The following is a 25,426-nucleotide window of genomic DNA, read 5'->3' on the forward strand; positions in this document are numbered from 1 at the left end:
TCCCTCGGAGGGGTAATGGACAACATCGAACAACGTGTCAAGAAGATCGTCGCTGAACAACTGGGCGTCGCAGAAGCCGAGATCAAGAACGAAGCTTCGTTCGTGAACGACCTGGGCGCCGACTCGCTCGACACCGTCGAACTGGTGATGGCTCTGGAAGACGAGTTCGGCATGGAAATCCCGGACGAAGAAGCAGAGAAGATCACGACCGTTCAGCAAGCGATCGACTACGCTCGCGCAAACGTCAAGGCGTAACAGGCGCCTTTCGCGCTTGTCCGCCACGTCGCCGCGATCTTCGCGATTGACGCGCCATCCTGCCGGCTTCGCGCCGGATGGACTAACAGCCACAGGGCTTGCAGGGCTGGTTCCTGTGGCCACTGTGGCTTTTGTTTTTGTCATCCAATAATGGAAAAGAGGTTACCGTGAGCCGCCGTCGTGTTGTTGTTACAGGCCTTGGGCTGATTTCGCCTGTTGGCAATAATGTTGCCGACGGCTGGGCCAATCTCGTCGCCGGCAAGTCCGGTATTGCCACCGTCACGAAGTTCGATCCGTCGAACCTCGCCGTCCACTTCGCGGGCGAAGTGAAGGGTTTCAGCGCCGAGGAGTACATCCCGGCGAAGGAAGCCCGGAGCATGGATACGTTCATCCATTACGGCATCGCCGCCGGCATCCAGGCCGTCAAGGACAGCGGGCTGGAAGTGAACGAAGCCAATGCGGAACGCATCGGCGTGATGGTCGGTTCCGGCATCGGCGGCCTGCCGATGATCGAAGATACGCACCAGACCTACGTCGATCGTGGCCCACGCCGGATTTCGCCGTTCTTCGTGCCGGGTTCGATCATCAACATGATCTCGGGTCACCTGAGCATCATGTTCGGCCTGAAGGGCCCGAATCTCGCGGCCGTCACGGCCTGCACGACCGGCCTGCACAGCATCGGCCTTGCAGCGCGCCTGATCCAGGCCGGCGATGCCGACGTGATGGTTGCAGGCGGCGCCGAATCGACGGTGTCGCCGCTCGGCATCGGCGGCTTCGCGGCAGCGCGTGCGCTGTCGACCCGCAACGACGATCCGGCCAGCGCGTCCCGTCCGTGGGACAAGGACCGCGACGGCTTCGTGCTGGGCGAGGGTGCCGGCGTGATGGTGCTCGAAGAGTACGAAGCGGCGAAGGCACGCGGTGCGAAGATCTACGCGGAAGTCTCGGGCTTCGGCATGACGGGCGACGCGTACCACATGACCGCGCCGAACATGGACGGCCCGCGCCGCTGCATGGTCGCGGCACTGCGCGACGCCGGCTTGAACGCCGACGAGGTCCAGTACCTGAACGCGCACGGCACGTCGACGCCGCTGGGCGACAAGAACGAGTCCGACGCGGTGAAGGCGGCCTTCGGCGAGCATGCGTACAAGATCGTCGTGAACTCGACGAAGTCGATGACGGGCCACCTGCTGGGTGGCGCGGGCGGCCTCGAATCGGTGTTCACGGTGCTGGCGCTGCACAACAACGTGTCGCCGCCGACCATCAACATCTTCAACCAGGACCCGGAGTGCGATCTCGATTACTGCGCGAACACCGCGCGTGACATGAAGATCGACGTCGCCGTGAAGAACAACTTCGGCTTCGGCGGTACCAACGGCACGCTGGTGTTCAAGCGCGTCTGACGCCGCAATCGCTTGACGAGTCCATTCGATGCTCCGGCCGGGCGTCCGCAGCGCTTTGCGTTGCGGGCCTCGGCCGTGTCGTATGTCGTGCTGGCCGCGTTCGTCGCGTCGGCTGCCGCGTCGGCCTACCTGTTCTGGGCGCCGCGTGCGGGCGCTGCCGCCGGCGCATGCGTGTCGGCCGTGACGGCTGCGCTGCTGGCCGTGTGCGCTGCGCGGGCCTGTGCCCGCCGGCTGCCGGCCGAACTGCGGATCGATGCGTTCGGGGAAATCGCGGCGTTTGGCCGCACCGGGCGCCTGCTGGCCCGCGGCCGTGTGACGGGCCATGCGCACTGGAGCAGCTTGCTGCTGGTGCTGTCGGTCGGGCAGGGTGCCCGGCGGGCCCGGCCGCTGCTGATTCCGGCCGATGCGCTCGACGCCGCATCGTTCAGCGCGCTTTCCGTGCTGGCGAGAACGGCGGGCGCGGCGGGGCAGCCATGACGGCGGCGCGGTTACGGACCGTAACCAGCGGCCGGCGCGGGAACGCTACAATAACGCTCCGCGTTGCATCCCTAGTTAACGGATTTGTCAGGTGAGTGAAAAAGAAATCGATCAGGCTCTGGTCGAGCGCGTACAGAAGGGCGACAAGGCAGCGTTCGAACTCCTGGTCTCCAAATACCACCGCAAGATCATTCGGCTGATCTCGCGCCTCGTGCGGGATCCCGCCGAGGTCGAGGATGTGGCCCAGGACGCGTTCATCAAGGCGTATCGTGCGCTGCCGCAATTCCGCGGCGAATCGGCGTTCTATACGTGGTTGTACCGAATTGCCGTCAACACGGCGAAGAACTACCTTGCGACGCAAGGCCGCCGGGCGCCGACCTCGACCGAGGCCGATGCGGAGGAAGCGGAAACTTTCTCCGACGCAGACCAACTAAGGGATATCAACACGCCTGAATCGATGTTGATGAGCAAGCAGATTGCCGAGACGGTAAACGCTGCAATGGCTCTGCTGCCCGAAGAACTGCGCCAGGCAATTACGCTGCGCGAGATCGAGGGCCTGAGCTACGAAGAGATCGCGGAAATGATGGGCTGTCCGATCGGGACGGTCCGGTCGCGAATCTTCCGCGCACGCGAGGCAATCGCTGCCAAATTGCGTCCGCTGCTCGATACGCCCGAAGGCAAGCGCTGGTAAGCGCGACAGGCGGAGCGACGCGGGTCGGGGTCTAGTTACGGATAGAGTCGTGAAGTCACGACGGGGTGTGCAAGATGGGGAGCATCATGGGGTCGGTCAATACGCAGTCACAAGCGTGCTCGCGCGGCGAGCGCCTTTCCGCGCTGGTCGACGGCGAAATGTTCGATGGCCCGGAGACCGGGCAGTTTCTGGCTGAGCTCAACCGCGCGGATCGCGCTGCGTGGGCCGATTACCACCTGATCGGCGATGCGCTGCGCTCGGACGAGCTCGCGCTGTCGCCCGCGCTGAGCGTCGCGTTCACCGCGCGCATGTCGGCCGCGCTCGAAAGCGAGCCGCACCTGCTCGCGCCGGCAGCCGCACCCGTCGCGCGCAAGCTGCTGTCGCTGCGCCGGCGCGTCGTGCCCGCGTTCGCGATTGCTGCCGCGGCGGCCACGCTGACGTGGATCGTCGTCCCGCAAATGCAGACGGCCGGTGCCCCGGGCGCCGTCCAGGTCGCGTCGGCCGGTGCGCCGCAAGGCGGCAACCTGCAGCGCGTGACGGTTGCGCAAGCATCGGCCCAGCCGGGCCTGCAGGACGTCAACATCATTCGCGACGCCAGCCTCGACCAATACCTTGAAGCGCATCAGCAATTCGCGCAGCAGCCCGTCGTCACGGGTTCGATGCCGCTGATCCGCGCTGCCGTGACCACCACGCCAGGCCAATAAACCCGATGCGGACATTGCAGTTGAATCACGCCATCTCCGGATGGAAGCGGCTGCCGGCCCTCCTGCTTTGCGCGGCCGCCCTGTTGTCCGTTCAATCCCTTCCCGCCAGCGCCCAGCAACCGGACGATCCCGTCGCGACCCGCAAGGGTGCCGCCGACTGGCTCGACCGTGTCCAGCAGGCGGCGCAGCAGCAGAGCTACGAAGGCACGTTCGTCTACCAGCGCGGCGGGTATGTGCAGTCGTCGCGCATCGCGCACGTCGCGTCCCGCGACGGTGAGTTCGAACGCATCGAGACGCTCGACGGCAAGCCGCGCAAGCTGTTGCGGCATAACGACGAGCTGTACACGTTCGTGCCGGAGCGCAAGCTGTGCGTGGTCGAGCGCCGTCAGACGCGCGATTCGTTCCCCGCGCTGCTCGGCGCGAGCGGTGAGCACGTGATGTCCGTCTACGACGCGAAGTCGCTCGGCAAGGATCGAGTGGCGGGGATCGATGCACAGGTCGTCGAACTCGTGCCGAAGGATGCGTACCGTTTCACGTACAAGCTGTGGGCTGACACGCGCACGGGGCTGCTGCTGCGCTCGCAGACGCTCGATGCGAACGATCACGTGCTCGAGCAGATCGCGTTCTCGCAATTGCAGACGGGCGGTGCAAGCGGCGACAAGGCCGCGATCGCGGCCGGCATGCGCAACCTGAACGGCTGGACGGTCGTACGCCCGCCGGTCGCGACGGTCGACATGGAAGCACAGGGCTGGCAACTCGCCCCGAGCGTGGCCGGTTTCCAGAAGATTCGTGAAGTGCGCCGGCCGATGGCCGCGCGCGACGCGGGCGAGCCGCCGATCCCGGTCGATCAGGCCGTCTTCACCGATGGCCTCGCGACGATCTCGGTTTTCATCGAGCCGGCCGAAAAGAATACGCGCAAGGAAGGCGCGGGCAGCACCGGTGCAACGAACGTTCTCGTGAAGCGCCGCGGCGACTACTGGATCACCGTGCTCGGCGAAGTGCCGCCGGCTACGTTGCAGCAGTTCGCGTCTGCCATAGAATACAAGGCTTCCAAGTAACGCTACGGCTTCCGACATGATGAAACTCACGCTGCGCAAATGGCTCGCGGCGGCGGCGCTGTCTGCCTGCCTGCCGCTCGTGCCGCATACCGCGTTCGCGGTGACGGCTCCCGCTGCCAGCCTGCCCGACTTCGCCGACCTGGTCGAAAAGGTCGGGCCGGCCGTCGTGAACATCCGGACCACCGCCAACGTGCCGACGAGCAGCGGCCCGCGCGGGATGCTCCCGCCGGGTTTCGACAACGGCGACATGTCGGAATTCTTCCGGCGCTTCTTCGGCATTCCGCTGCCGCAGGCGCCCGGCAACGGTAGCGGCAATGGCGGCGGCAATCCGAAGAACGCGCCGACGCCGGACAATTCGCCCGACACCGAACAGAATCGCGGCGTCGGCTCGGGTTTCATCGTGTCGGCCGACGGTTACGTGATGACCAATGCGCACGTCGTCGACGATGCGGACACCATCTACGTGACGCTGACCGACAAGCGCGAATTCAAGGCGAAGCTGGTCGGCGTCGACGATCGTACGGACGTCGCGGTCGTCAAGATCCAGGCGTCGAACCTGCCGGTCGTCGCGATCGGTGATTCGAACAAGGTGCGCGTCGGCGAGTGGGTCGTCGCGATCGGTTCGCCGTTCGGCCTCGACAACACGGTGACGGCCGGCATCGTCAGCTCGAAGAGCCGCAACACGGGCGACTACCTGCCGTTCATCCAGACCGACGTCGCCGTGAACCCCGGCAACTCGGGCGGCCCGCTGATCAACATGCAGGGCGAGGTGATCGGCATCAACTCGCAGATCTACAGCCGTACCGGCGGCTTCATGGGCATCTCGTTCGCGATTCCGATCGACGAGGCGATGCGCGTGGCCGACCAGCTGAAGGCGACGGGCAAGGTCACGCGCGGCCGGATTGCGGTCGCGATCGGCGAGGTGACGAAGGACGTGGCCGATTCGCTCGGGCTGCCGAAGGCCGAGGGTGCGCTCGTCAGCGGCGTCGAGCCGGGCGGTCCGGCCGACAAGGCGGGCATCCAGCCGGGCGACATCATCCTGAAGTTCAATGGCCGCTCGGTCGATGCGGCGTCGGACCTGCCGCGCATGGTTGGCGACACGAAGCCCGGCACGAAGGCGACGGTCAGCGTGTGGCGCAAGGGTCAGGCACGTGATCTGCCGATCACGATCGCGGAAACGCCGGCCGAAACGACGGCGAAGGCCGAGCAGCGCAAGAACGCGCCGCAGAAGCCGCGCCAGGCCAATTCGCTCGGTCTGACGGTCAGCGACCTGACGGCGGAGCAGATGAAGACGCTGAAGCTGAAGAGCGGCGTGCAGATCGACGGTGTCGACGGCCCGGCCGCCCGTGCGGGCCTGCAGCGCGGCGACATCGTGCTGCGCGTCGGCGACACCGACATCACGAACGCGAAGCAGTTCGCCGAAGTGACCGCGCAGCTCGATCCGCAGAAGGCGGTCGCGGTGCTCGTGCGGCGTGGCGACAACACGCAGTTCGTGCCCGTGCGGCCGCGCCAGAAGTAAAGCGCCGATGTTCACGCTCTACGGCCGCGGCTGGTGCCACCTGTGCGACGACATGCGCGACGCACTGGCGCCGGTGGCGGCCGAATTCGGCGTCGCGGTCGATTACGTCGACATCGACACCGATGAAGCGCTCGTCACTCGTTACGACGAGGACGTACCGGTGCTGCTGCTGGACGGGGCGGAAGTATGCCGCCACAGGTTCGACGACGCGCGGGTGCGCGACGCGCTCGCGGCCCGGCGGTGAGCAGCCTGGCATGTCGCCGGTCGGCGTCGCTTCGCGCGTGACTTTCCCGGACGGCCGGGCACTGCGGAGCACGGCTCCCCGAAATACCGCCCGGCAAAGGCCTTTTCGGCTAAAATAAGCTGTTTTTTCACCGACTTACACAAGGCGTGCTCTGCAGTCGTCGAGCGCGCCTTTTTCGCTTGATCGGCACTGAATGGATCATATTCGCAATTTCTCGATCATCGCGCACATCGACCATGGCAAGTCGACGCTCGCGGATCGCATCATCCAGGTATGCGGCGGCCTCGCCGACCGTGAAATGGAGGCGCAAGTACTCGACTCGATGGATATCGAGCGCGAGCGCGGCATCACGATCAAGGCGCAGACAGCCGCACTGTCCTATCGCGCACGCGACGGCAAGGTCTACAACCTGAACCTGATCGACACGCCCGGGCACGTCGACTTCTCGTACGAAGTCAGCCGTTCGTTGTCCGCGTGCGAAGGCGCACTGCTGGTCGTCGATGCAAGCCAGGGCGTCGAGGCGCAGACGGTCGCGAACTGCTACACGGCGATCGAGCTCGGCGTCGAGGTCGTGCCCGTGCTGAACAAGATCGACCTGCCGGCCGCGAACCCCGAGAACGCGATCGAGGAGATCGAGGACGTGATCGGCATCGACGCGGCCGACGCGACGCGTTGCAGCGCGAAGACGGGGCTCGGCGTCGAGGACGTGCTCGAGTCGCTGATCGCGAAGGTGCCGCCGCCGAAGGGCGATCCGGCCGCGCCGCTGCAGGCGCTCATCATCGATTCGTGGTTCGACAACTACGTCGGCGTCGTGATGCTCGTACGTATCGTCAACGGCACGCTGCGCCCGAAGGACAAGATCAAGCTGATGGCGACCGGCGCGCAGTATCCGGTCGAGCACATCGGCGTGTTCACGCCGAAGTCGCGCAATCTCGAAACGCTGTCGGCCGGGCAGGTGGGTTTCATCATCGCCGGCATCAAGGAACTGACGGCAGCGAAGGTCGGCGACACCGTCACGCACGTGACCAAGGCGGCCGTCGAGCCGCTGCCGGGCTTCAAGGAAGTGAAGCCGCAGGTGTTCGCGGGGCTGTATCCGGTCGAAGCTAACCAGTACGACGCACTGCGCGAATCGCTCGAAAAGCTGAAGCTGAACGACGCGTCGCTGCAGTACGAGCCGGAAGTGTCGCAGGCGCTCGGCTTCGGTTTCCGCTGCGGCTTCCTCGGCCTGCTGCACATGGAAATCGTGCAGGAGCGGCTCGAGCGCGAGTTCGACATGGACCTCATCACGACCGCGCCAACGGTTGTCTACGAGGTCATGATGAGCGACGGCGCGATCATCAAGGTCGAGAATCCGGCGAAGATGCCGGAGCCGCCGAAGATCGAGGAGATTCGCGAGCCGATCGTCACGGTGAACCTGTACATGCCGCAGGACTACGTCGGCTCCGTGATCACGCTGTGCGAGCAGAAGCGCGGATCGCAGATCAACATGCAATATCACGGCCGTCAGGTGCAACTGACCTACGAGATCCCGATGGCCGAGATCGTGCTCGATTTCTTCGATCGCCTGAAGTCGGTGTCGCGCGGCTATGCGTCGATGGATTACGAGTTCAAGGAATACCGCGCGGCCGACGTCGTGAAGGTCGACATGCTGATCAACGGCGACAAGGTCGATGCGTTGTCGGTCATCGTCCACCGTTCGAAGTCGCAGTACCGCGGCCGCGAAGTGGCCGCGAAGATGCGCGAGATCATTCCGCGTCAGATGTACGATGTGGCGATCCAGGCTACGATCGGCGCGCACATCATTGCCCGCGAGAACATCAAGGCGCTGCGCAAGAACGTGCTCGCGAAGTGCTACGGCGGCGACATCTCGCGAAAGAAGAAACTGCTCGAAAAGCAGAAAGCGGGTAAGAAACGAATGAAGCAGGTGGGTTCGGTCGAGATCCCGCAGGAAGCGTTCCTTGCGATCTTGCGCGTCGAAGACAAATAACAGGACTGATCCTTTTATGAATTTTGCGCTGATTCTTTTTGTGCTCGTCGTCTTGACGGGCGTAGCGTGGGTGCTGGACAAACTGGTGTTCCTGCCGCAACGGCGCAAGGCGGCCGACTCGGCGATCGAGGAGTTCGATCGCCAGCAGTCGCGCATCGACAAGCGCTTCGCGGATGAAAACGCCGTGCAGACGCGTTCGAAGCTGCGTGACGAAAAGCTGCGTCAGCCGTGGTGGCTCGAGTACACGGCGAGCTTTTTTCCGGTGATCCTGGCAGTGTTCGTCGTGCGTTCGTTCGTCGTCGAGCCGTTCAAGATTCCGTCGGGCTCGATGGTGCCGACGCTGCTCGTCGGCGACTTCATCCTCGTCAACAAGTTCGAATACGGGCTGCGTCTGCCGGTCACGAACACGAAGATCACGCAGGGCAGCCCGCTGTCGCGCGGCGACGTCGTCGTGTTCCGTTATCCGAAGGACGAGTCGGTCGACTACATCAAGCGTGTGATCGGCCTGCCGGGCGATACCGTCGCGTACCAGGACAAGCAGCTCACGATCAACGGCCAGCCGGTGCCCGAAACGCCGCTGCCGGATTTCTTCGACGACGAGCGCCAGAACTACGCGAAGCAGTTCGAAGAAACGATCGGCAACAAGAAGAACGCGATCCTCAACAACCCGGCCGTGCCGCCGTTCGTGATGGGCGCATACGACTATCCGTATCGCGACAACTGCACGTACAACAGCCGCGGCGTGATCTGCAAGGTGCCGCCCGGTCACTACTTCATGATGGGCGACAACCGCGACAACAGTGCGGACAGCCGCTACTGGGGCTTCGTGCCGGACCAGAACATCGTCGGCCGCGCGTTCTTCATCTGGATGAACTTCAGCGACCTGAAGCGCATCGGTTCCTTCAACTGATCGCATTCGACTCACTCGCAATACGCGACGCACGGGCCGCGTCGCGTATTGCCGAACTACTTTAAGAACCGGCGGTAACACCGCCTCGTCACGCCTTTCGCGTCCGGCCGTGCCGTTTCGGCCCGACCGGCGCCCGCGTTATACTCCTGCACATGCCCCTATCCCAGTTGGAAAGCCGGCTGCGCTACGAATTTCGCAATGCGGAATTGTTGCGCCAGGCTTTGACCCATCGTAGTCACAGTGCCACGCACAACGAACGGCTCGAGTTTCTCGGCGATTCCGTTCTGAATTGCGCGGTGGCTGCCCTTTTGTTCCAGCGTTTCAGCAAGCTGGACGAAGGCGATCTGTCGCGCGTACGCGCCAACCTCGTCAAACAGCAGTCGCTGTACGAAATTGCTCAGGCCCTGAATATCTCGGACGGGCTGAGGCTTGGCGAGGGCGAACTGCGCAGCGGCGGGTTCCGGCGCCCGTCGATCCTCGCGGACGCGTTCGAAGCCATCATCGGGGCCGTGTTCCTCGATGGCGGCTTCGAAGCCGCCCAAGGGGTCATCAAGCGCCTCTATATCCCGATTCTCGACCACATCGATCCGCGCACGCTCGGCAAGGACGCGAAGACGCTGCTGCAGGAATACCTGCAGGGCCACAAGATTGCGCTGCCGACCTACACGGTGGTCGCGACGCATGGTGCGGCGCACAATCAGCAATTCGAAGTCGAATGCACGGTGCCGAAGCTCGACGTGAAGGTGTCGGGCTCCGGTGCGAGCCGGCGCGCGGCCGAGCAGGCCGCCGCGAAGAAGGCGCTCGATGAGGTGATGGCGGCCGCGCCGATGCTGGCCGCGAAGCCGAAGCGCTCGAAAAACGCGCGCGGGTCGAAGCATGTCGAACCCGAAATCGTGCCGGGCGTGAAGGGCGTGCAGGAAGCGCTTGACCTGCGCTCGCCGGAGCGGAAGGAACGCGCGGCGGCGCGCGAGGCTAGGGCGGCCGGTGCGGCGCCCGCGGCAGCCGCTGCGACCGGTACCGAGCCGGCCGCGGCGCCGATGGCCGCGATTCGCGCGGCGCATGTCGACGCGGCTGCGGAAAAGGGCGAACGGGCGGTGAAGCCGGCGGCCGACAAGGCTACCGACAAGCCGGCCGAGCGAGCCGACAAAGCCGCGGAGAAGCCTGCGGAAGCCTTGCCTGCTGCACGCGCAGCCGACAAGCCGGCTGGCCAGTCAGCCGATCCGGCATCCGCGCCCGCGTCCGCCGACAAGTCTTCCGCCGGTACCGACCCCGCTTCGCGTGCGGCTGCGCGCACACGCGATGCCGCGGCACCGGATTCCGATACGCCGCCGGGCGGCGCGAGCCTCGCTGCCGCGCAGGCGCGCGTGGCCGATGCCGACCACTGAATTGCCCATCGATCGTGCCGCGCGCCGCGCGGCCGTTTCCGAACCAGTCTCCCAAACGATATGAACACTCCCGCTCCTACCGGTTTCCGTTGCGGCATGATCGCGATCGTGGGCCGCCCGAACGTCGGCAAGTCGACGTTGATGAACGCACTCGTCGGCCAGAAGATCAGCATCACGTCGCGCAAGGCGCAGACGACCCGCCACCGCATCACCGGCATCAACACGTTCGACGACGCGCAATTCGTGTTCGTCGACACGCCGGGCTTCCAGACCCGCCACAGCACCGCGCTGAACCGTTCGCTGAACCGCGCGGTCACGTCGACGCTGACGTCGGTCGACCTGATCCTGTTCGTGATCGAGGCCGGCCGCTTCGGGCCCGACGACCAGAAGGTGCTCGACCTGATTCCGCCGGGCATGCCGACGCTGCTGATCACGAACAAGATCGACCGCGTGACCGACAAGGCGTCGCTGTTCCCGTTCATGCAGAAGATGAGCGAGTTGCGCGAATTCGCCGAACTCGTACCGCTGTCGGCGCAGCGGCCGGAAGACATCAAGCGTCTGCTCGAGACGATCAAGCCGTACCTGCCGGAAGGCGCGCCGATCTACGGCGAGGACGAGCTGACCGACCGCAGCTCGCGTTTTCTCGCAGCCGAAATCCTGCGCGAGAAGGTGTTCCGCTGGACCGGCGACGAGCTGCCGTACACGAGCACCGTGCTGATCGACAAGTTCGAGGAGGAAGGGCGCCTGAAGCGCATCTTCGCGACGATCCTCGTCGAACGCGATACGCACAAGGCGATGGTGATCGGCAAGAAGGGCGAGAAGCTCAAGCAGATCAGCACCGAAGCGCGGATGGACATGGAGAAGCTGTTCGACGGCCCCGTGTACCTCGAGACCTTCGTGAAGGTGAAGAGCGGCTGGGCCGACAACGAGGCGGGGCTGCGCGCCTATGGGTACGAATGACGCGCTGACGTCGACCGAAGACGCGGTGACGGCCGGCGCGAACGACGCGCCGCTGCCGGCACCGCCCGAACCGCCGCGCAAGGCGCGGCGCGCGACGTCTCGCACGTCCGATTTCCGCGTCGCCGAGCAGCCGGCGTACGTGCTGCACAGTTACCCGTATCGGGAAACGAGCCTGATCATCGACGTGCTGACGCGCGATCATGGCCGGCTCGCGCTCGTCGCGAAGGGCGCGAAGCGCCCGCACTCCGCGTTGCGCGGCGTGCTGCAGACCTTCCAGCCGCTGCTGCTGTCCTGGTCCGGCAAATCCGAAGTGCGCACGCTCACCGGCGCCGAGTGGGTCGGCGGGATGCTGCCGCTCGGCGGCGACGGGCTGCTGTGCGGCTTCTACGCGAACGAACTGCTCGTGAAATTCTGCGCGCGCGAAGATCCCCAGCCGCCGCTCTTCAATCATTACGTGCTGACCCTCACGCGCCTCGCACACGGCGAGCCGGCGGTGCAGGTGCTGCGCTCGTTCGAGCGCGTGCTGCTGCGCGAGACCGGTTACGCGATGGCGCTGAACCGCACGGTCGCGCGCCGCGCGGTCGAGCCTGAACGCCGCTACGTGTTCGATCCCGAGCGCGGCGTGCGCAATGCGGACGACGACGTGCCGTCGCACTGGCCGGTCATTTCCGGACAGACGTTGCTCGACATGGAGCAGGACGATTACCATCGAGCCCAGACGGTTGCGCAAAGCAAGACGCTGATGCGCTTCCTGCTGAACACCTATCTCGGCGGTACGCCGCTTGCCACGCGTCAGATCCTGATCGACCTGCAAAACCTATGAGCTTCTTCCTGACAACGCCCACCGCCATCGACCTCGGCGTGAACATCGACCACGTCGCGACGCTGCGCAATGCGCGCGGTACGACCTATCCCGATCCGATCCGCGCGGCGCTCGCCGCCGAAGAAGCCGGTGCGGATGCGATCACGCTGCACCTGCGCGAGGATCGCCGCCACATCGTCGATGCCGATGTGCGCAAGCTGCGCCCGCTGCTGAAGACGCGCATGAACCTCGAGTGCGCGGTGACGGCCGAGATGCTCGATATCGCATGCGAAGTGCGCCCGCACGACGCGTGCCTCGTGCCCGAGAAGCGCGAGGAGCTGACGACGGAAGGCGGTCTCGATGTCGCCGGCCACTTCGAGGCCGTGCGTGCGGCATGCAAGCAGCTTGCCGACGTGGGTGTGCGCGTGTCGCTGTTCATCGACCCTGACGAAACGCAGATCCGTGCCGCGCACGAAGCGGGCGCGCCGGTGATCGAACTGCATACGGGCCGTTACGCCGAGGCGCATGACGAAGCCGAACAGCAGCGCGAATACGAGCGCATCGTCGCGGGCGTACAGGCCGGCGCGCAACTCGGCCTGAAGGTCAATGCCGGTCACGGCCTGCACTACACGAACGTGCAGCAGATCGCCGCGATCGACGGCATCGTCGAACTGAACATCGGTCACGCGATCGTCGCGCATGCGATCTTCGCAGGCTGGGACAACGCGGTGCGCGAAATGAAGGCGATCATGGTCGCCGCACGCGTTGCCGCGCTGCACGGCGGCGCGCGCTGAAGATGAAGTGCCGCTGCGCGTCGCGCGTCATGCCTGACCCGGCCCTGCCGGGTCGCACCGGCGCGTACTGACATGGCGATCTACGGCATCGGTACCGACATCGCCCAGGTGAGCCGCATCGCGGCCGTGCTCGAACGCACGGGCGGCCGGTTTGCCGAGAAGGTGCTGGGCCCCGACGAACTGCGCGTGTTCCATGCGCGCCGCGCCCGTTCCGAGGTACGCGGCATCGCGTTCCTCGCGACGCGCTTTTCCGCGAAGGAAGCGTTCTCGAAGGCGATCGGGCTCGGCATGCACTGGCCGATGACGTGGCGTGCGCTGCAGACCCTCAACCATCCGAGCGGCGAGCCGTACGTGGTCGCATCGGGCGAGCTGGCCGACTGGCTGGCCGCCCGTGGTATCACGGCGCGCGTGACGGTCAGCGACGAACGCGACTACGCGGTGTCGTTCGTGGTCGCAGAGACGGACGCCGCGCCTGCACCTGTTTCCCGAACCTCCTCCTGACGGAATTTTTGATTCGATGAAAACGACTCCCGGCCCGGTCATGCTCGACGTCGTCGGCACGGCCCTGTCGCGCGATGATGCGCGGCGCCTCGCGCATCCGAATACCGGCGGCGTGATCCTGTTCGCGCGGCACTTCCAGAACCGCGCGCAACTGACCGCGCTGACCGACTCGATCCGCGCGGTGCGCGAAGACATCCTGATCGCCGTCGATCACGAAGGCGGGCGCGTGCAGCGTTTCCGTACCGACGGCTTCACGGTGCTGCCCGCGATGCGCCGCCTCGGCGAGCTGTGGGATCGCGACGTGCTGCTCGCGACGAAGGTCGCCACGGCCGTCGGCTACATCCTGGCTGCCGAGCTGCGTGCATGCGGGATCGACATGAGCTTCACGCCCGTGCTCGATCTCGACTACGGGCACTCGAAAGTGATCGGCGATCGCGCGTTCCATCGCGACCCGCGCGTCGTCACGCTGCTCGCGAAAAGCCTGAACCACGGGCTGTCGCTCGCCGGGATGGCGAACTGCGGCAAGCATTTCCCGGGGCACGGCTTCGCGGAGGCCGACTCGCACGTCGCACTGCCGACCGATGACCGCACGCTCGATGCGATCCTCAAGCAGGACGTCGCGCCGTACGACTGGCTCGGCCTGTCGCTGTCCGCGGTGATTCCCGCGCACGTGATCTACACGCAGGTCGACAAGCGGCCGGCCGGTTTCTCGCGCGTGTGGCTGCAGGACATCCTGCGCGGGCGGCTTGGCTTCACGGGCGCGATCTTCAGCGACGACCTGTCGATGGAGGCCGCGCGCGAAGGTGGCACGCTCACGCAGGCGGCCGACGCCGCGCTCGCTGCCGGTTGCGACATGGTGCTCGTCTGCAACCAGCCGGATGCGGCCGAGGTCGTGCTGAACGGGCTGAAAGCGCGGGCAACGGACGAGTCGGTGCGGCGCATCAAGCGGATGCGCGCACGCGGCAAGGCGCTCAAGTGGGACAAGCTGATCGCGCAACCCGAGTATTTGCAGGCGCAGGCGCTGTTGAACAGCGCACTGGCCTGAGCGGGGAGGGGATGGCGCGGGGTGCGCCATTCAGGCTGTCGAAACAAAAAGCCGCGCTGTTGCGCGGCTTTTTCATGGGTTGCTGCAGGCGCGAACCGGGCAGCTTCAAGCGTCATGCAGGTCGGCGAAGCGGGCTTTAACGCAACTAACGGTCAATCCCTGCCAGTGCCTGCAAGCGTCATCGCCCGCTCAGTTCACCTTCATCCGCTGCAGCTTGTTGTACAGCGTCTTCGGGCTGATGCCGAGCAGCGTCGCCGCACGGTGGCGCGTGCCGCCGACTGCGTCGAGCGTCGCGCGGATCAGCAGATCCTCGACGTCGGACAACGGCGTGCCGACCTTGATCTGCACGCTGCTGCCGTTCAGCGCGGCGCCGGCCGAGAAGCTCGGCTCGCCCGCACGCAGCGTTTCGATGAAGTCGCCCGATGCGTCGTACGCGAAGCGTACGCGCTCCTGCAGCTCGCGCACGTTGCCCGGCCATTCGTAGGACAGGCATTCGCGCACGAAGCCCGGCGCCGCGCGCTTGTCGGTCGTGCTGCGGCCGGTCGCGCGCGCTTCGCGGTTCAGTTCGTCGATCAGCGCATCCGCGATCGCGAGTGCGTCGCCGTCGCGATCGCGCAGCGGCGGCATCGTGATCGACGCCGCATCGAGGCGCAACCAGAGATCCTCGCGCAGCGTGCCGTTCGCGACCGCTTCGCGCGCCGGGCGGCGGGTGGTCGCGATCAGCCGGAAATCGCTCGTGATCGAGCTCGTGCCGCCGATTCGCATGAAGTTTTGCGAATCGAGCGCATGCAGCAGCGCTTCCTGCAGCACGAGCGGCAGCGCGGTGATTTCGTCGAGGAACAGCGTGCCGCCGCCGGCCTGCTCGAACAGGCCCGATTCGCGGCGCTCGGCGCCGTCGAACGCGCCGCGCTCATGGCCGAACAGCACGCTGTCGAGCGATGTGCCGTGCCGGCCGGCCTGCGCGATCGTCCGGCAGTCGAACGACACGAACGGCCCCTTGCGGCGCCGGCTCAGGTCATGCAGCGTGCGCGCGGCCAGCTTCTTGCCGGTACCGGCTTCGCCCGAGAACAGGACGGCGGTTTCGGTGCGCGCGTTGTGCTCGATCATGTCGTACACGTGCTGCATCGCGTCGCTGCGGCCGACCAGCGCGCCGAAGCGGCCGAGATGGCGCAGCGAGGCGCGCAACGACTGCACTTCGTCGATCAGCTCGTACGGACGGGGGATCCGCGCGAGCAGGCTGCGCAGGCGCGGAATGTTGATCGGCTTCAGCAGGTAGTCCCAGATACCGTGACGCAGGCCCTCGATGGCGCTCTCGACCGTCGCATTGCCCGTCAGCACGATGACGGGCAGCGAGCCGTTCGGCTGTTGCTGCGGCAGGTGCTGGAGCAGGTCGAACCCGCTGCCGTCCGGCAGGTTCAGGTCGACCAGAACGACGTCGGGAATCGAGCGGCCGAGCGCCGTGCGCGCTTCGGCGAGCGACGTGGCCGTGTCGACCGAGAAGCCGTCCGCGGCAAGCAGCGCGGTGAGGCCGGACAGACTGTTGGGATCGTCTTCGACAATCAGGGCGTGTGGCATGGTGGACGCGAGTCGAGTCAAGAGAGGCGGGCTGTCGGCCAACGGGGCCGCAGCCGCATGTCAGATTAAAAACTGATTTTATGCCCCGCTGAACGCGTAACGAGCATTATTTCTCCAGCGCTATAAAACAGTTACCGATGATACAAATTGAATATCTTTACCGGTGGATTTTGTGCTTTACATGAGCCTGACGGAGGCTCGCTTGTTGGCGCCGGACAAACAAAAAGCGCCCCGAAGGGCGCTTTGTTCGATGCGGGTATCGCTGGCGATTACGCGCGGCTGCGGTATTCGTTCGTACGCGTATCGATTTCGATCTTGTCGCCGGTGTTGCAGAACAGCGGCACTTGCAGCTCGAAGCCCGTTGCGAGCTTCGCGTTCTTCAGCACCTTGCCCGACGACGTGTCGCCCTTGACTGCCGGCTCCGTGTAGGTGATCTCGCGAACGAGGACCGTCGGCAGTTCGACCGAGATTGCCTTCTCGTTGTAGAACACGACTTCGCAAGCCATGCCGTCTTCGAGGTAGTTCAGCGCTTCGCCCATCATTTCCGCTTCGACTTCGAACTGGTTGTAGTCGGCGTCCATGAACACGTACATCGGATCGGCGAAGTACGAGTACGTCACTTCCTTGCGGTCGAGCACGACGACGTCGAACTTGTCGTCAGCCTTGTAGACCGATTCCTGGCCTGCGTTCGTCAGCAGGTTCTTCATCTTCATCTTGACGACGGCGGAGTTACGGCCCGACTTGTTGTATTCGGCCTTGGCGATGACCCATGCGTCGCTGCCGATCTGCACGACGTTGCCTACGCGGAGTTCCTGTGCGGTTTTCATAAAAAACTGTCCTGATCAAATCAAATAAATAGGTGCCTGAGCGTTGCGCAACGGCTGACGGTGCAAGCGTGCGTTCCGGTGGACGCCAAAAGCGAGCGCTTGCCTGGTCAGCCGTCGGATAACCGCTTATTTTAACTGAGATTTTGCGTATTCCGCCAGCTTTCCGGCGAGATCGCCGACGGCCGCGAGCGCATCGGCCCAGCGGGACGCGTTGGTGTCCAGTGCGGCGCGGTGTTGCCAGAAATCGGCCCAGTCGGGCGTGCCGATGCCGTTCCATGCGTGCCAGAACCGCTCGAGCGCCGCGCGCGGCGCGTCGGCGAGGCCGGCCGACAGGTGCGCGAGCGCCGCGTCGAGCTTCGGCAGGTGCACGTCGTCGGCCTGCGGGTAGATGTGCCACACGAACGGCTTGCGGGCCCACTGCGCCCGGACGAACGAATCCTCGCCGCGCACGAAATTGAGGTCGGCCACCCACAGCAACGGATCGTAGTCGGCCTGGGGGACGAACGCGAGCCCGTGTGCCGTCAGGTTGCCGCTGCGCGCATGCGTGCCCGCGCCGAACGACTCGACCCCGAAAAAGCGCGCGACGGCGGGCGACACGAGGCCGGCCGGCACGAGTGCGACGACCGGTGTCGGGCCGTCGCGCCACTGCTCGAGTAGCGCTTCGACGGCCGGATTCTCGTACGCGAACAGGCTGACGACCGTCGTGCCGGGGGCCGGCGACGGGCCGCCGGTCGCGCGCCGCCACCATGCGTCGCGTGCCGCCGCGTCGGCTTCGAAGGCCGAGCGGCGTGCATCGAGGTCGTGCTCCTTCAGGACGCCGCCGGTGCCGGCCGACAGGCCGGGGAAGAAAAACGTCTTCAGCAGCGGGTAGCGCGGATGCGGCGACGGCCGCAGATGGAAATCGGCGACCCAGTCCTCGGCGCTCAGGTATTCGAGGTTGATCCACACGGGGCGCCGCTCGCGGCGCGCCATCGCCGCGAGATACGCGCCGGGCAGCTCGCACGCGAACGCTTCGATCACCACGTCGGCGATCTCCAGCGCGTCGCCCACTTCGGCATGCCAGTGCTCGACCACGATGCCGTCGACCGTTTGCCGCCCCGTGTCGGGATCGACCCCGGGCAGCAGGCGCGCGAACGTGCGCAGGTCGTCGACGAACAGGCGAACCTGCCAGCCGTGCTCGTGTGCGAGCTGGCGCGCGACGCGCCAGCAGACGCCGATGTCGCCGAAATTGTCGACCACCGTACAGAAGAGGTCGCAGGCGATCGGTTCGCCCGGCGCGAGCGGCGCGGCGGGCAGGGGGGCAGCGGTGGTGCGTGGCATCGAAGCGGGCCGGTGAATGCTCTAAACTGGCGATTCTAATAGACCCGTTCCGCGTTACAAGGCGCCCGGATCACGCATGACATCCCCTGAAGCTTCCGATACCCCGTTCGAACCGAAGAAGATCCTTGCGCAGTTGCCGCACATGCCGGGCGTCTATCGCTATTACGACACGGCGGGCGCCGTGCTCTATGTCGGCAAGGCGCGCGACCTGAAGAAGCGCGTATCGAGCTATTTCACGAAGACGCAACTGTCGCCGCGCATCGCGATGATGGTCACGCGCATCGCACGCATCGAGACGACCGTCACGCGTTCCGAGGCCGAGGCGCTGCTGCTCGAGAACAACCTGATCAAGGCGCTCGCGCCGCGCTACAACATCCTGTTTCGCGACGACAAGTCGTATCCGTACCTGAAACTCACCGCACACCGGTTTCCGCGGATGGCCTACTACCGCGGCTCGGTCGACAAGCAGAACCAGTATTTCGGGCCGTTCCCGAGCGCCTGGGCCGTGCGCGAGAGCATCCAGATCCTGCAGCGCGTGTTCCAGTTGCGCACCTGCGAGGATTCGGTCTTCAACAACCGCACGCGGCCGTGCCTGCTGCACCAGATCGGGCGCTGCACGGCGCCGTGCGTCGGCGCGATCTCCGACGAGGATTACGCGATCGACGTATCGAACGCCGCGCGTTTCCTGCTCGGCCGGCAGTCCGAAGTGATGAAGGAGCTCGAGCAGAAGATGCACGCGTTCGCGGCCGAGTTGAAATTCGAGCAGGCGGCGGCCGTGCGCAACCAGATGAGCTCGCTCGCGACGGTGCTGCACCAGCAGGCGATCGAGGTCGGCAGCGACAGTGACGTCGACATCCTGGCTGTCGTCGCGCAGGGCGGGCGCGTGTGCGTGAACCTCGCGATGGTGCGTGGCGGCCGGCATCTCGGCGACAAGGCGTATTTCCCGACGCACGTCGAAAGCGCGCTGACGCTCGCCGAGGGCGGTATCGGCGACGAGTCCGAGCTGGCGGAGGCGGCCGATGCGGCCACCGGCGCATTGCCCGACCTGCCCGCGGAAGAAACCGGCCGCACGCGCGGCGAAGCGGCGGCGTCGGTCGAAGCCGAGGTGCTCGACGCGTTCATTGCGCAGCACTATCTCGGTAACCGTGTGCCGCCCGTGCTGGTCGTGAGTCATGCGCCCGCGAGCCGCGACCTGCTCGAGCTGTTGTCCGAGCAGGCCGGCCACAAGGTGTCGCTGGTGCGGCAGCCGCAGGGGCAGCGGCGTGCGTGGCTGTCGATGGCCGAACAGAATGCGCAGATCGCGCTCATGCGGTTGCTGTCCGAGCAGGGCTCGCAGCAGGCGCGCACGCGTGCGCTCGCGGAAACGCTCAGCTACGAATGCGACGATCTCGCGACGCTGCGGATCGAATGCTTCGACATCAGCCATACGATGGGCGAGGCGACGCAGGCGTCGTGCGTGGTCTACCACCATCACAAGATGCAGTCGGGCGAATACCGCCGCTACAACATCACCGGGATCACGCCGGGCGACGACTACGCGGCGATGCGGCAGGTGCTCACGCGCCGCTACGAGAAGATGGTCGAGCAGGCCGCGCAGGCGGCTGCTGCCGACGATGCGGCCGGCATCGACGGCGAGTCGACGCGCCAGGCCGAGGCGTCGAGCCTGCTGCCGAACATCGTGCTGATCGACGGCGGCAAGGGTCAGGTCGAAATCGCGCGCCAGGTGTTCACCGAGCTCGGTCTCGACACGTCGATGCTGGTCGGCGTCGCGAAAGGCGAGGGGCGCAAGGTCGGCCTCGAGACGCTCGTGTTCGCGGACGGCCGCACGCCGCTCGAACTCGGCAAGGAGAGCGCCGCGCTGATGCTCGTCGCGCAGATCCGCGACGAGGCGCACCGCTTCGCGATCACCGGTATGCGCGCGAAGCGGGCTAAGGCGCGCCAGACGTCGCGGCTCGAGGAGCTCGAGGGCGTCGGCGCGAAGCGCCGGCAGCGGCTGCTCGCGCGGTTCGGCGGGTTGCGCGGCGTCGTTGCCGCGAGTGTCGAGGAACTTGCGAGCGTCGAGGGCATCTCGCACGCGCTCGCCGAGCAGATCTACAAGCAGCTTCACTGACGCGGCCGTGCGGCCGGCTGCCTTGCTAGCGTTCTTGTGGCAGGCCGGTCGACACGGCACAATTGCGAATCCTTTACTGTCCCGCATGCCATGCCGTTCAATTTCCCGATTTTCCTGACGTGGGTACGGATCGTGCTGATTCCGCTCGTCGTCGGCGTGTTCTATCTGCCGGACACGGTGATGGGCGGCGCGCACCGCAATCTCGCGGCGGCGGCGATCTTCATTCTCGCGGCGCTGACCGACTGGTTCGACGGCTATCTCGCACGCAAGTGGAACCAGACGTCGTCGTTCGGCGCATTTCTCGATCCGGTGGCGGACAAGCTGATGGTGACGGCCGCGCTGCTGATCCTCGTGCAGATTTCGCGGGTCGACGCGGCGATCGCACTCGTGATCGTCGGCCGCGAGATCGCGATTTCGGCGCTGCGCGAGTGGATGGCACAGATCGGCGCGTCGAAGAGCGTCGCGGTGAACCAGCTCGGCAAGTTCAAGACCGCATGCCAGATGGTCGCGATTCCGATGCTGCTGTTCTACGGGCCGCTGCCGCTCGGCGTCGTGACGATCGACACGCGTGTGTGGGGCGAATGGCTGATGTATCTCGCCGCGGTGCTGACGATCTGGTCGATGATGTACTACATGAAGCTCGCGTGGCCGCAAATTCGGGAGCGCGGCGGCGCGTGATGCGTCCGGTCGAGCAGGTTTTTGGAAAAAGGGCTGGAAAAGCCCTTGACACACGAATGTGCCTTCGACATAATCTCGCTTCTCCGCTGCACGACGAAGTAAATGTGTGACGGGGAAGCAGTAGCGCAGCAATACGCGGGAGTAGCTCAGTTGGTAGAGCGCAACCTTGCCAAGGTTGAGGTCGCGAGTTCGAGACTCGTCTCCCGCTCCAGATTTTTTCTGGCAGCGTGTTGTACGGCAAAGCGCTGCAGATGCAGGACACATGCGGGAGTAGCTCAGTTGGTAGAGCGCAACCTTGCCAAGGTTGAGGTCGCGAGTTCGAGACTCGTCTCCCGCTCCAGATTTTTCTGGCAGCGTGTTGTACGGCAAAGCGCTGCAGGTGCAGGACAATGCGGGAGTAGCTCAGTTGGTAGAGCGCAACCTTGCCAAGGTTGAGGTCGCGAGTTCGAGACTCGTCTCCCGCTCCAAGTAATGGGGAAGCCAAGCTTCCCTTTTTATTTGATGGACTTAGGGTCCTCGAATAAAAATCTGTCGCTTGCCTCACGGCATCCGGACAGTCCGCTTTTGGCGCGATAGCAAAGCGGTTATGCAGCGGCCTGCAAAGCCGTTTAGGCCGGTTCGACTCCGGCTCGCGCCTCCAAGTAGAAAGAGAAAAAGCCCCGCTTCGGCGGGGCTTTTCTTTTTTCTGCGCCGATTCATTCATGTAAGACCACCGCCTGGCGTGGTGCAACGTCGCCTCTAGCCACTCAGCACACTGCGATTCGCGCGTATTTGCGTCGCATGTCCGTGTCGGACCGACGCCCGGGTGCTGAACACGTTATCGGGTCGAGTGCCGTCGAAAGCGCTTGCGACCATTGACGATGACTGGGTTGCGCGATTGGGAGTGGGGCAGGCATGAAGCGCTAGCGTCACCTGTCGCCGTCTACGATTCGACGCAATGTCGGTTCGCTTGCACGCTGCTTCGATTGCGTCGTCAAGTCCGGCGCCGCCGCGCAGGATCGTGGCTCCATTCGTCGCGCGCTTACACGTTCCGGTTTCAGAGGTGCCGCCAACGGCTCGACGTGCTTGGGTCGAATTGGCAGCATCGGCCCTTGGCAATCGCCCTCGATCCTGATTCGCGATCGTTATGCCCAAGTGCTTTACATCAATGTTCCAGATGCATCTCGAATGACGTCTCTTAGTCCGTCATTTCTGATAGCATCGATGAGGAATTTCCAAAAATTTCATGAATTTATTGATGCAGAAAAATTAGTGGGCGTCAGCTCCGTATACACCACGGTGCATGAAGACGCTGCAAATAATGTGATGCGATTGCGTTTTGCATTTGTTCATATTTGAAGGAGGTCGATATCGTTAGAATCGGCGTCAGCAGTTTGTCAGGTAGGCCGCTATCGGCCGGTATTGGTTTCCCGGCTACTGCGCGGGAGTATCGATTGCATGACACAGCTGCCTGCTGCGCAGGCTTGCGGGCATAGGTCTGATGCCATTTCGCCCGATGGCTGGCTGCTTCCGTTCAGCCCGGGCTGTCGATCTACAAACACGGCAGTTCGCCGAGCGACTTCTGCTCCACCGACAGGACCCATTCGGTATCAAGCTAACACCAAGTCAGTGCCGAGCGGCAGTTGCGCGGATCGGGCGCGACTGCTTCATTTCGCAATAGCGCAATTTATTTATTTTTTAATAATATCGTCATGAAATACGTTTTCTCTTCTGTTTTGATCTTGAGCTCGGTTGTTCTGATGGGATGTGCTGACGGTATGGCGCGCATCCATGCCGCTGGTAGCCCTGTTGTGCGAGCAGCGAGTAATAAGGATGGCGCGTTTGGTAAAGATGTGCGTCGTGTCGAAAGTCCGAGAAAAATTACCAGAGGCAGCGATGGGGAATGCTGGGATTATATTGTCTCGGCAAATGGCAGCACGCTTCCTTATTATGTGGTCGTTGGGTCCGATGACCGGGTAGGGAATCATGCATTTGCAACTTGCGCGGCTGCTCGACAAGCAGGAGATTTCAAGTAAGCTTTCATGCGGGGCCGGTTTGAAACCTGACTCGGTAGGCTCTTCACAAGAGATGAGTTCGTAGTCCGGTGAGTCCGGTTCGACTCCGGCTTGCGCCTCCAGATAAAGCCCTGCTTTGGCGGGGCTTTTCATTTTTCTGCGTGCCGGCGCGGAGGTGGGTCGTGAGGTGGACGGGACGGGTGCGGTAGCATGGCGCGATCATCAGGCGTCGAGGCTATCGATGGCGAAACCAGGCGAAGCGAATTGAACACCCCGGGGCTCGAAACGAGGGAAGCGCGGCCATCCGATTGCGCCGCAATCGCGAGGCTGCTGCACCAGCTCGGATATGAGGCGACGCCCGCGCTGATTCATGAAAAGTTGCAGTCCCTGGCCGACAAGCCGGATGACCGGGTTTGCGTAGCAACATTGGGTGGCGAGGTTGTCGGCAGTATCAGCCTGCACATCCTGCCGCTCTTTCATGCAGCCGGAAATCTTGGGCGCATCACGAGCATGGTCGTTGACGAGCGTCACCGGGGATGCGGTATTGGCGGTACGCTGATGGCGGCCGCCATGCGTTGGTTCGAGAGCGGCCGATGTATGAAGCTGGAGGTGACGAGTGGCGATCAACGCCCGGACGCTCACCGCTTTTATGCGCATCACGGTTTCGCGCGCGACGGGCAGCGGCTCTCCAGGAAAATGCATCCGTAGCGCGTGTCCGAAGACAAAAGCCCGCTGTGAGCGGGCTTTTTGTTTGCAGCAGACGAAGCGGGATTCCCGAACGGGCTCAGGTTACGCGATGCCGCTCGTTCGTCGCGCGATTTGCTCAACCATCCACCGGCTGCGCCGGCGTGTCGAGCGTCAACTGGTAGAACGCCGCGTCGAGCCACCGGCCGAACTTGAATCCCGCCTGCGTGATCGTGCCCGAGTGCACGAATCCGAGCTTCGTATGCAGTGCGATGCTTCCCGCATTGGTCGCATCGATGCAGCCGACTACCACGTGCACCTGCGCTTCGCGCGCGCGCCGGACCACTTCGCGCAGCAGCACCTCGCCAAGCCCTCGGCCGCGCTGGTCGCGATGCACGTACACGCTGTGTTCGACCGTGTACTTGTAGGCGGGAAACGCGCGGAACGTGCCCCAGCTCGCGAAGCCCAGCAGCGTGCCCGACGCATCGACCGCGCCGATGACCGGGAAGCCGCCCGCGCGCTTCGCCGCGAACCACGCGATCATCGCTTCCGGCGGACGCGGCTTGTAGTCGTACAGCGCGGTCGAGTTCGCGATCGCGTCGTTCAGGATCTCGAGGATGGCCGGCGCATGCTCGGCCTCGCTGCAATCGATCAGGCGCACGTCGTCGCGCTGTTTCGGAGAATTCATACGGGCTCCTGTGGGCAGTAGGTAGGGCGCGCGCACGGCTGCTGCGACGACGCGTTCATCAGAGGTTCCGCACGCCGGCGGCGGACGCATCGCAGATCGCGACGACATAGCGCGCGGCATGCGGCGACGGGTTGCTGAAAATCAGCGGCTGGTCGAGCCGCATGGCCAGGCAGTCGCCTTCGTGAAGTTCGTGAAGCGCGTCGCCGAACGTGACGTCGACGCGGCCGCTGATGATCCAAACCTGCTGATGCAGCGCGCTTTCGCGTCCGCCACTGTCGTACGCGACGCGCGCACCGGGCGGGAAATCCACCTCGACGAGCTGAATCGGCGACGGCCAGCCGGCCGGGGAGAGGTTGCGGCGCACATAACCGGACGCCGGATCCCGCCATTCGGCCTGCTGCGCACGGCGGGCCAGCGGCTGCGCGGGCGTGTCGTCCTGGTCGCCGCCGAACAGCCCGGCCAGCGACACACCGAGCCCGGCAGCGAGCTTGTCGAGCACGACCGCCGTCGGGCTGGCCGATGCGCGTTCGATGAGCGAGATCATCGAACGGCTGACGCCGGAGCGCGCAGCCAGCGCATCGAGCGTGTAGCCTCGCACGGTGCGCAGGTCGCGTACGCGCCGGGCGATGCGTTCGTTGATACCGGTGTCGTCGGCAACGGCTGTGGCTGATTCTTTCATGGTGGATTTATTTTCCAGCAAACTGGAATTCGATGTCAACGACATTGATGGCGGCCGACCGACGACTCGACGGAATCCGAATGGCTTGCCCGGCAGTCGTGCGCAGCGTAATATACGAATTGACTACGTTTCGTTTAAT

The 25,426-nt window shown here is 64.7% G+C and carries 25 protein-coding genes and 4 tRNA genes; 24 read left to right on the forward strand and 5 right to left on the reverse strand.

The window, feature by feature from the left end; translation table 11 throughout:
* Positions 1 to 15: 15 nt before the first annotated feature.
* From acpP to nagZ, 16 genes are all read left to right on the forward strand, one after another.
* A complete protein-coding gene (gene acpP / locus G3O06_RS12085) occupies positions 16 to 255 on the forward strand; it encodes an acyl carrier protein (protein ID WP_004197638.1) in 240 nt (79 codons plus the stop codon).
* 167 nt (positions 256 to 422) lie between these two features.
* Positions 423 to 1,655, forward strand: coding sequence for a beta-ketoacyl-ACP synthase II (gene fabF / locus G3O06_RS12090; RefSeq protein ID WP_174983014.1), 1,233 nt, complete (start codon positions 423 to 425; stop codon positions 1,653 to 1,655).
* Positions 1,656 to 1,667: 12 nt separating this feature from the next.
* On the forward strand, positions 1,668 to 2,132 hold the full coding sequence (locus G3O06_RS12095) for a hypothetical protein (RefSeq protein WP_174970299.1): 465 nt from the start codon (positions 1,668 to 1,670) through the stop codon (positions 2,130 to 2,132).
* A 91-nt stretch (positions 2,133 to 2,223) separates the two neighbouring features.
* Positions 2,224 to 2,823 carry an RNA polymerase sigma factor RpoE gene (gene rpoE / locus G3O06_RS12100; RefSeq protein ID WP_006490873.1) on the forward strand — a complete coding sequence of 200 codons (600 nt, stop codon included), beginning with the start codon at positions 2,224 to 2,226 and terminating at the stop codon, positions 2,821 to 2,823.
* Between the two features lie 86 nt (positions 2,824 to 2,909).
* A complete protein-coding gene (locus G3O06_RS12105; protein WP_205816162.1) occupies positions 2,910 to 3,527 on the forward strand; it encodes a sigma-E factor negative regulatory protein in 618 nt (205 codons plus the stop codon).
* Positions 3,528 to 3,532: 5 nt separating this feature from the next.
* Positions 3,533 to 4,585, forward strand: coding sequence for a MucB/RseB C-terminal domain-containing protein (locus tag G3O06_RS12110; RefSeq protein WP_175000523.1), 1,053 nt, complete (start codon positions 3,533 to 3,535; stop codon positions 4,583 to 4,585).
* A 16-nt stretch (positions 4,586 to 4,601) separates the two neighbouring features.
* On the forward strand, positions 4,602 to 6,104 hold the full coding sequence (locus G3O06_RS12115; RefSeq protein ID WP_205816163.1) for a DegQ family serine endoprotease: 1,503 nt from the start codon (positions 4,602 to 4,604) through the stop codon (positions 6,102 to 6,104).
* 7 nt (positions 6,105 to 6,111) lie between these two features.
* Positions 6,112 to 6,348, forward strand: coding sequence for a glutaredoxin family protein (locus G3O06_RS12120; protein ID WP_205816164.1), 237 nt, complete (start codon positions 6,112 to 6,114; stop codon positions 6,346 to 6,348).
* Positions 6,349 to 6,541: 193 nt separating this feature from the next.
* Complete coding sequence (gene lepA, locus G3O06_RS12125) at positions 6,542 to 8,335, forward strand: translation elongation factor 4 (protein ID WP_205816165.1); 1,794 nt, start codon at positions 6,542 to 6,544, stop codon at positions 8,333 to 8,335.
* Positions 8,336 to 8,351: 16 nt separating this feature from the next.
* A complete protein-coding gene (gene lepB / locus G3O06_RS12130) occupies positions 8,352 to 9,245 on the forward strand; it encodes a signal peptidase I (RefSeq protein ID WP_174983024.1) in 894 nt (297 codons plus the stop codon).
* Between the two features lie 152 nt (positions 9,246 to 9,397).
* Positions 9,398 to 10,630, forward strand: coding sequence for a ribonuclease III (rnc, locus tag G3O06_RS12135; RefSeq protein WP_205816166.1), 1,233 nt, complete (start codon positions 9,398 to 9,400; stop codon positions 10,628 to 10,630).
* 60 nt (positions 10,631 to 10,690) lie between these two features.
* Positions 10,691 to 11,590, forward strand: coding sequence for a GTPase Era (era, locus tag G3O06_RS12140; protein ID WP_174915655.1), 900 nt, complete (start codon positions 10,691 to 10,693; stop codon positions 11,588 to 11,590).
* A complete protein-coding gene (gene recO / locus G3O06_RS12145; RefSeq protein ID WP_174915656.1) occupies positions 11,577 to 12,413 on the forward strand; it encodes a DNA repair protein RecO in 837 nt (278 codons plus the stop codon). The genes era and recO overlap by 14 nt, the downstream gene beginning before the upstream one ends.
* Positions 12,410 to 13,186: a pyridoxine 5'-phosphate synthase gene (gene pdxJ, locus G3O06_RS12150; protein ID WP_031400031.1), complete on the forward strand. Its 777-nt coding sequence runs from the start codon at positions 12,410 to 12,412 to the stop codon at positions 13,184 to 13,186. Before recO ends, pdxJ begins: the two co-directional genes overlap by 4 nt.
* 72 nt (positions 13,187 to 13,258) lie before the next feature.
* Entirely contained in the window at positions 13,259 to 13,687 is a 429-nt protein-coding gene (gene acpS / locus G3O06_RS12155) for a holo-ACP synthase (RefSeq protein ID WP_166957641.1), read from the forward strand.
* Between the two features lie 16 nt (positions 13,688 to 13,703).
* Positions 13,704 to 14,732 (forward strand): beta-N-acetylhexosaminidase, encoded by a 1,029-nt coding sequence (gene nagZ, locus G3O06_RS12160; RefSeq protein WP_175003453.1) that lies wholly within the window; start codon positions 13,704 to 13,706, stop codon positions 14,730 to 14,732.
* 189 nt (positions 14,733 to 14,921) lie between these two features.
* Here the strand turns inward: nagZ and G3O06_RS12165 are convergent, their stop codons facing one another.
* From G3O06_RS12165 to earP, 3 genes are all read right to left on the reverse strand, one after another.
* Positions 14,922 to 16,307: a sigma-54 dependent transcriptional regulator gene (locus G3O06_RS12165; protein ID WP_205816167.1), complete on the reverse strand. Its 1,386-nt coding sequence runs from the start codon at positions 16,305 to 16,307 to the stop codon at positions 14,922 to 14,924.
* Positions 16,308 to 16,576: 269 nt separating this feature from the next.
* Entirely contained in the window at positions 16,577 to 17,134 is a 558-nt protein-coding gene (gene efp / locus G3O06_RS12170; RefSeq protein WP_057928039.1) for an elongation factor P, read from the reverse strand.
* 126 nt (positions 17,135 to 17,260) lie between these two features.
* Positions 17,261 to 18,454 carry an elongation factor P maturation arginine rhamnosyltransferase EarP gene (earP, locus tag G3O06_RS12175; protein WP_205816168.1) on the reverse strand — a complete coding sequence of 398 codons (1,194 nt, stop codon included), beginning with the start codon at positions 18,452 to 18,454 and terminating at the stop codon, positions 17,261 to 17,263.
* A gap of 76 nt (positions 18,455 to 18,530) precedes the next feature.
* Between earP and uvrC the strand changes: the two genes are divergently transcribed.
* The 8 genes from uvrC (at position 18,531) to G3O06_RS12215 (ending at position 23,944) form a co-directional block, all read left to right on the forward strand.
* Positions 18,531 to 20,564: an excinuclease ABC subunit UvrC gene (gene uvrC / locus G3O06_RS12180; RefSeq protein WP_205816169.1), complete on the forward strand. Its 2,034-nt coding sequence runs from the start codon at positions 18,531 to 18,533 to the stop codon at positions 20,562 to 20,564.
* A 90-nt stretch (positions 20,565 to 20,654) separates the two neighbouring features.
* Positions 20,655 to 21,242 (forward strand): CDP-diacylglycerol--glycerol-3-phosphate 3-phosphatidyltransferase, encoded by a 588-nt coding sequence (gene pgsA / locus G3O06_RS12185; protein ID WP_205816170.1) that lies wholly within the window; start codon positions 20,655 to 20,657, stop codon positions 21,240 to 21,242.
* Between the two features lie 135 nt (positions 21,243 to 21,377).
* Positions 21,378 to 21,453: transfer RNA gene (locus tag G3O06_RS12190), tRNA-Gly, on the forward strand.
* Positions 21,454 to 21,506: 53 nt separating this feature from the next.
* A tRNA-Gly gene (locus G3O06_RS12195) sits at positions 21,507 to 21,582 on the forward strand.
* Between the two features lie 51 nt (positions 21,583 to 21,633).
* Positions 21,634 to 21,709, forward strand: a tRNA-Gly gene (locus G3O06_RS12200).
* A 99-nt stretch (positions 21,710 to 21,808) separates the two neighbouring features.
* Positions 21,809 to 21,882: transfer RNA gene (locus tag G3O06_RS12205), tRNA-Cys, on the forward strand.
* Between the two features lie 1,051 nt (positions 21,883 to 22,933).
* Positions 22,934 to 23,257, forward strand: a complete 324-nt coding sequence (locus G3O06_RS12210; protein WP_205816171.1) for a hypothetical protein — start codon at positions 22,934 to 22,936, stop codon at positions 23,255 to 23,257.
* Positions 23,258 to 23,500: 243 nt separating this feature from the next.
* Positions 23,501 to 23,944, forward strand: a complete 444-nt coding sequence (locus G3O06_RS12215) for a GNAT family N-acetyltransferase (protein ID WP_205816172.1) — start codon at positions 23,501 to 23,503, stop codon at positions 23,942 to 23,944.
* A gap of 115 nt (positions 23,945 to 24,059) precedes the next feature.
* Here G3O06_RS12215 and G3O06_RS12220 read toward each other — a convergent pair whose 3' ends face one another.
* Entirely contained in the window at positions 24,060 to 24,608 is a 549-nt protein-coding gene (locus G3O06_RS12220; RefSeq protein WP_205816173.1) for a GNAT family N-acetyltransferase, read from the reverse strand.
* Positions 24,609 to 24,666: 58 nt separating this feature from the next.
* Complete coding sequence (locus tag G3O06_RS12225; protein ID WP_205816174.1) at positions 24,667 to 25,287, reverse strand: helix-turn-helix domain-containing protein; 621 nt, start codon at positions 25,285 to 25,287, stop codon at positions 24,667 to 24,669.
* Between the last annotated feature and the right edge of the window lie 139 nt (positions 25,288 to 25,426).

It is taken from the genome of Burkholderia sp. Ac-20345 (assembly GCF_017104825.1).
Taxonomy (GTDB): Bacteria; Pseudomonadota; Gammaproteobacteria; order Burkholderiales; family Burkholderiaceae; genus Burkholderia; species Burkholderia lata_B.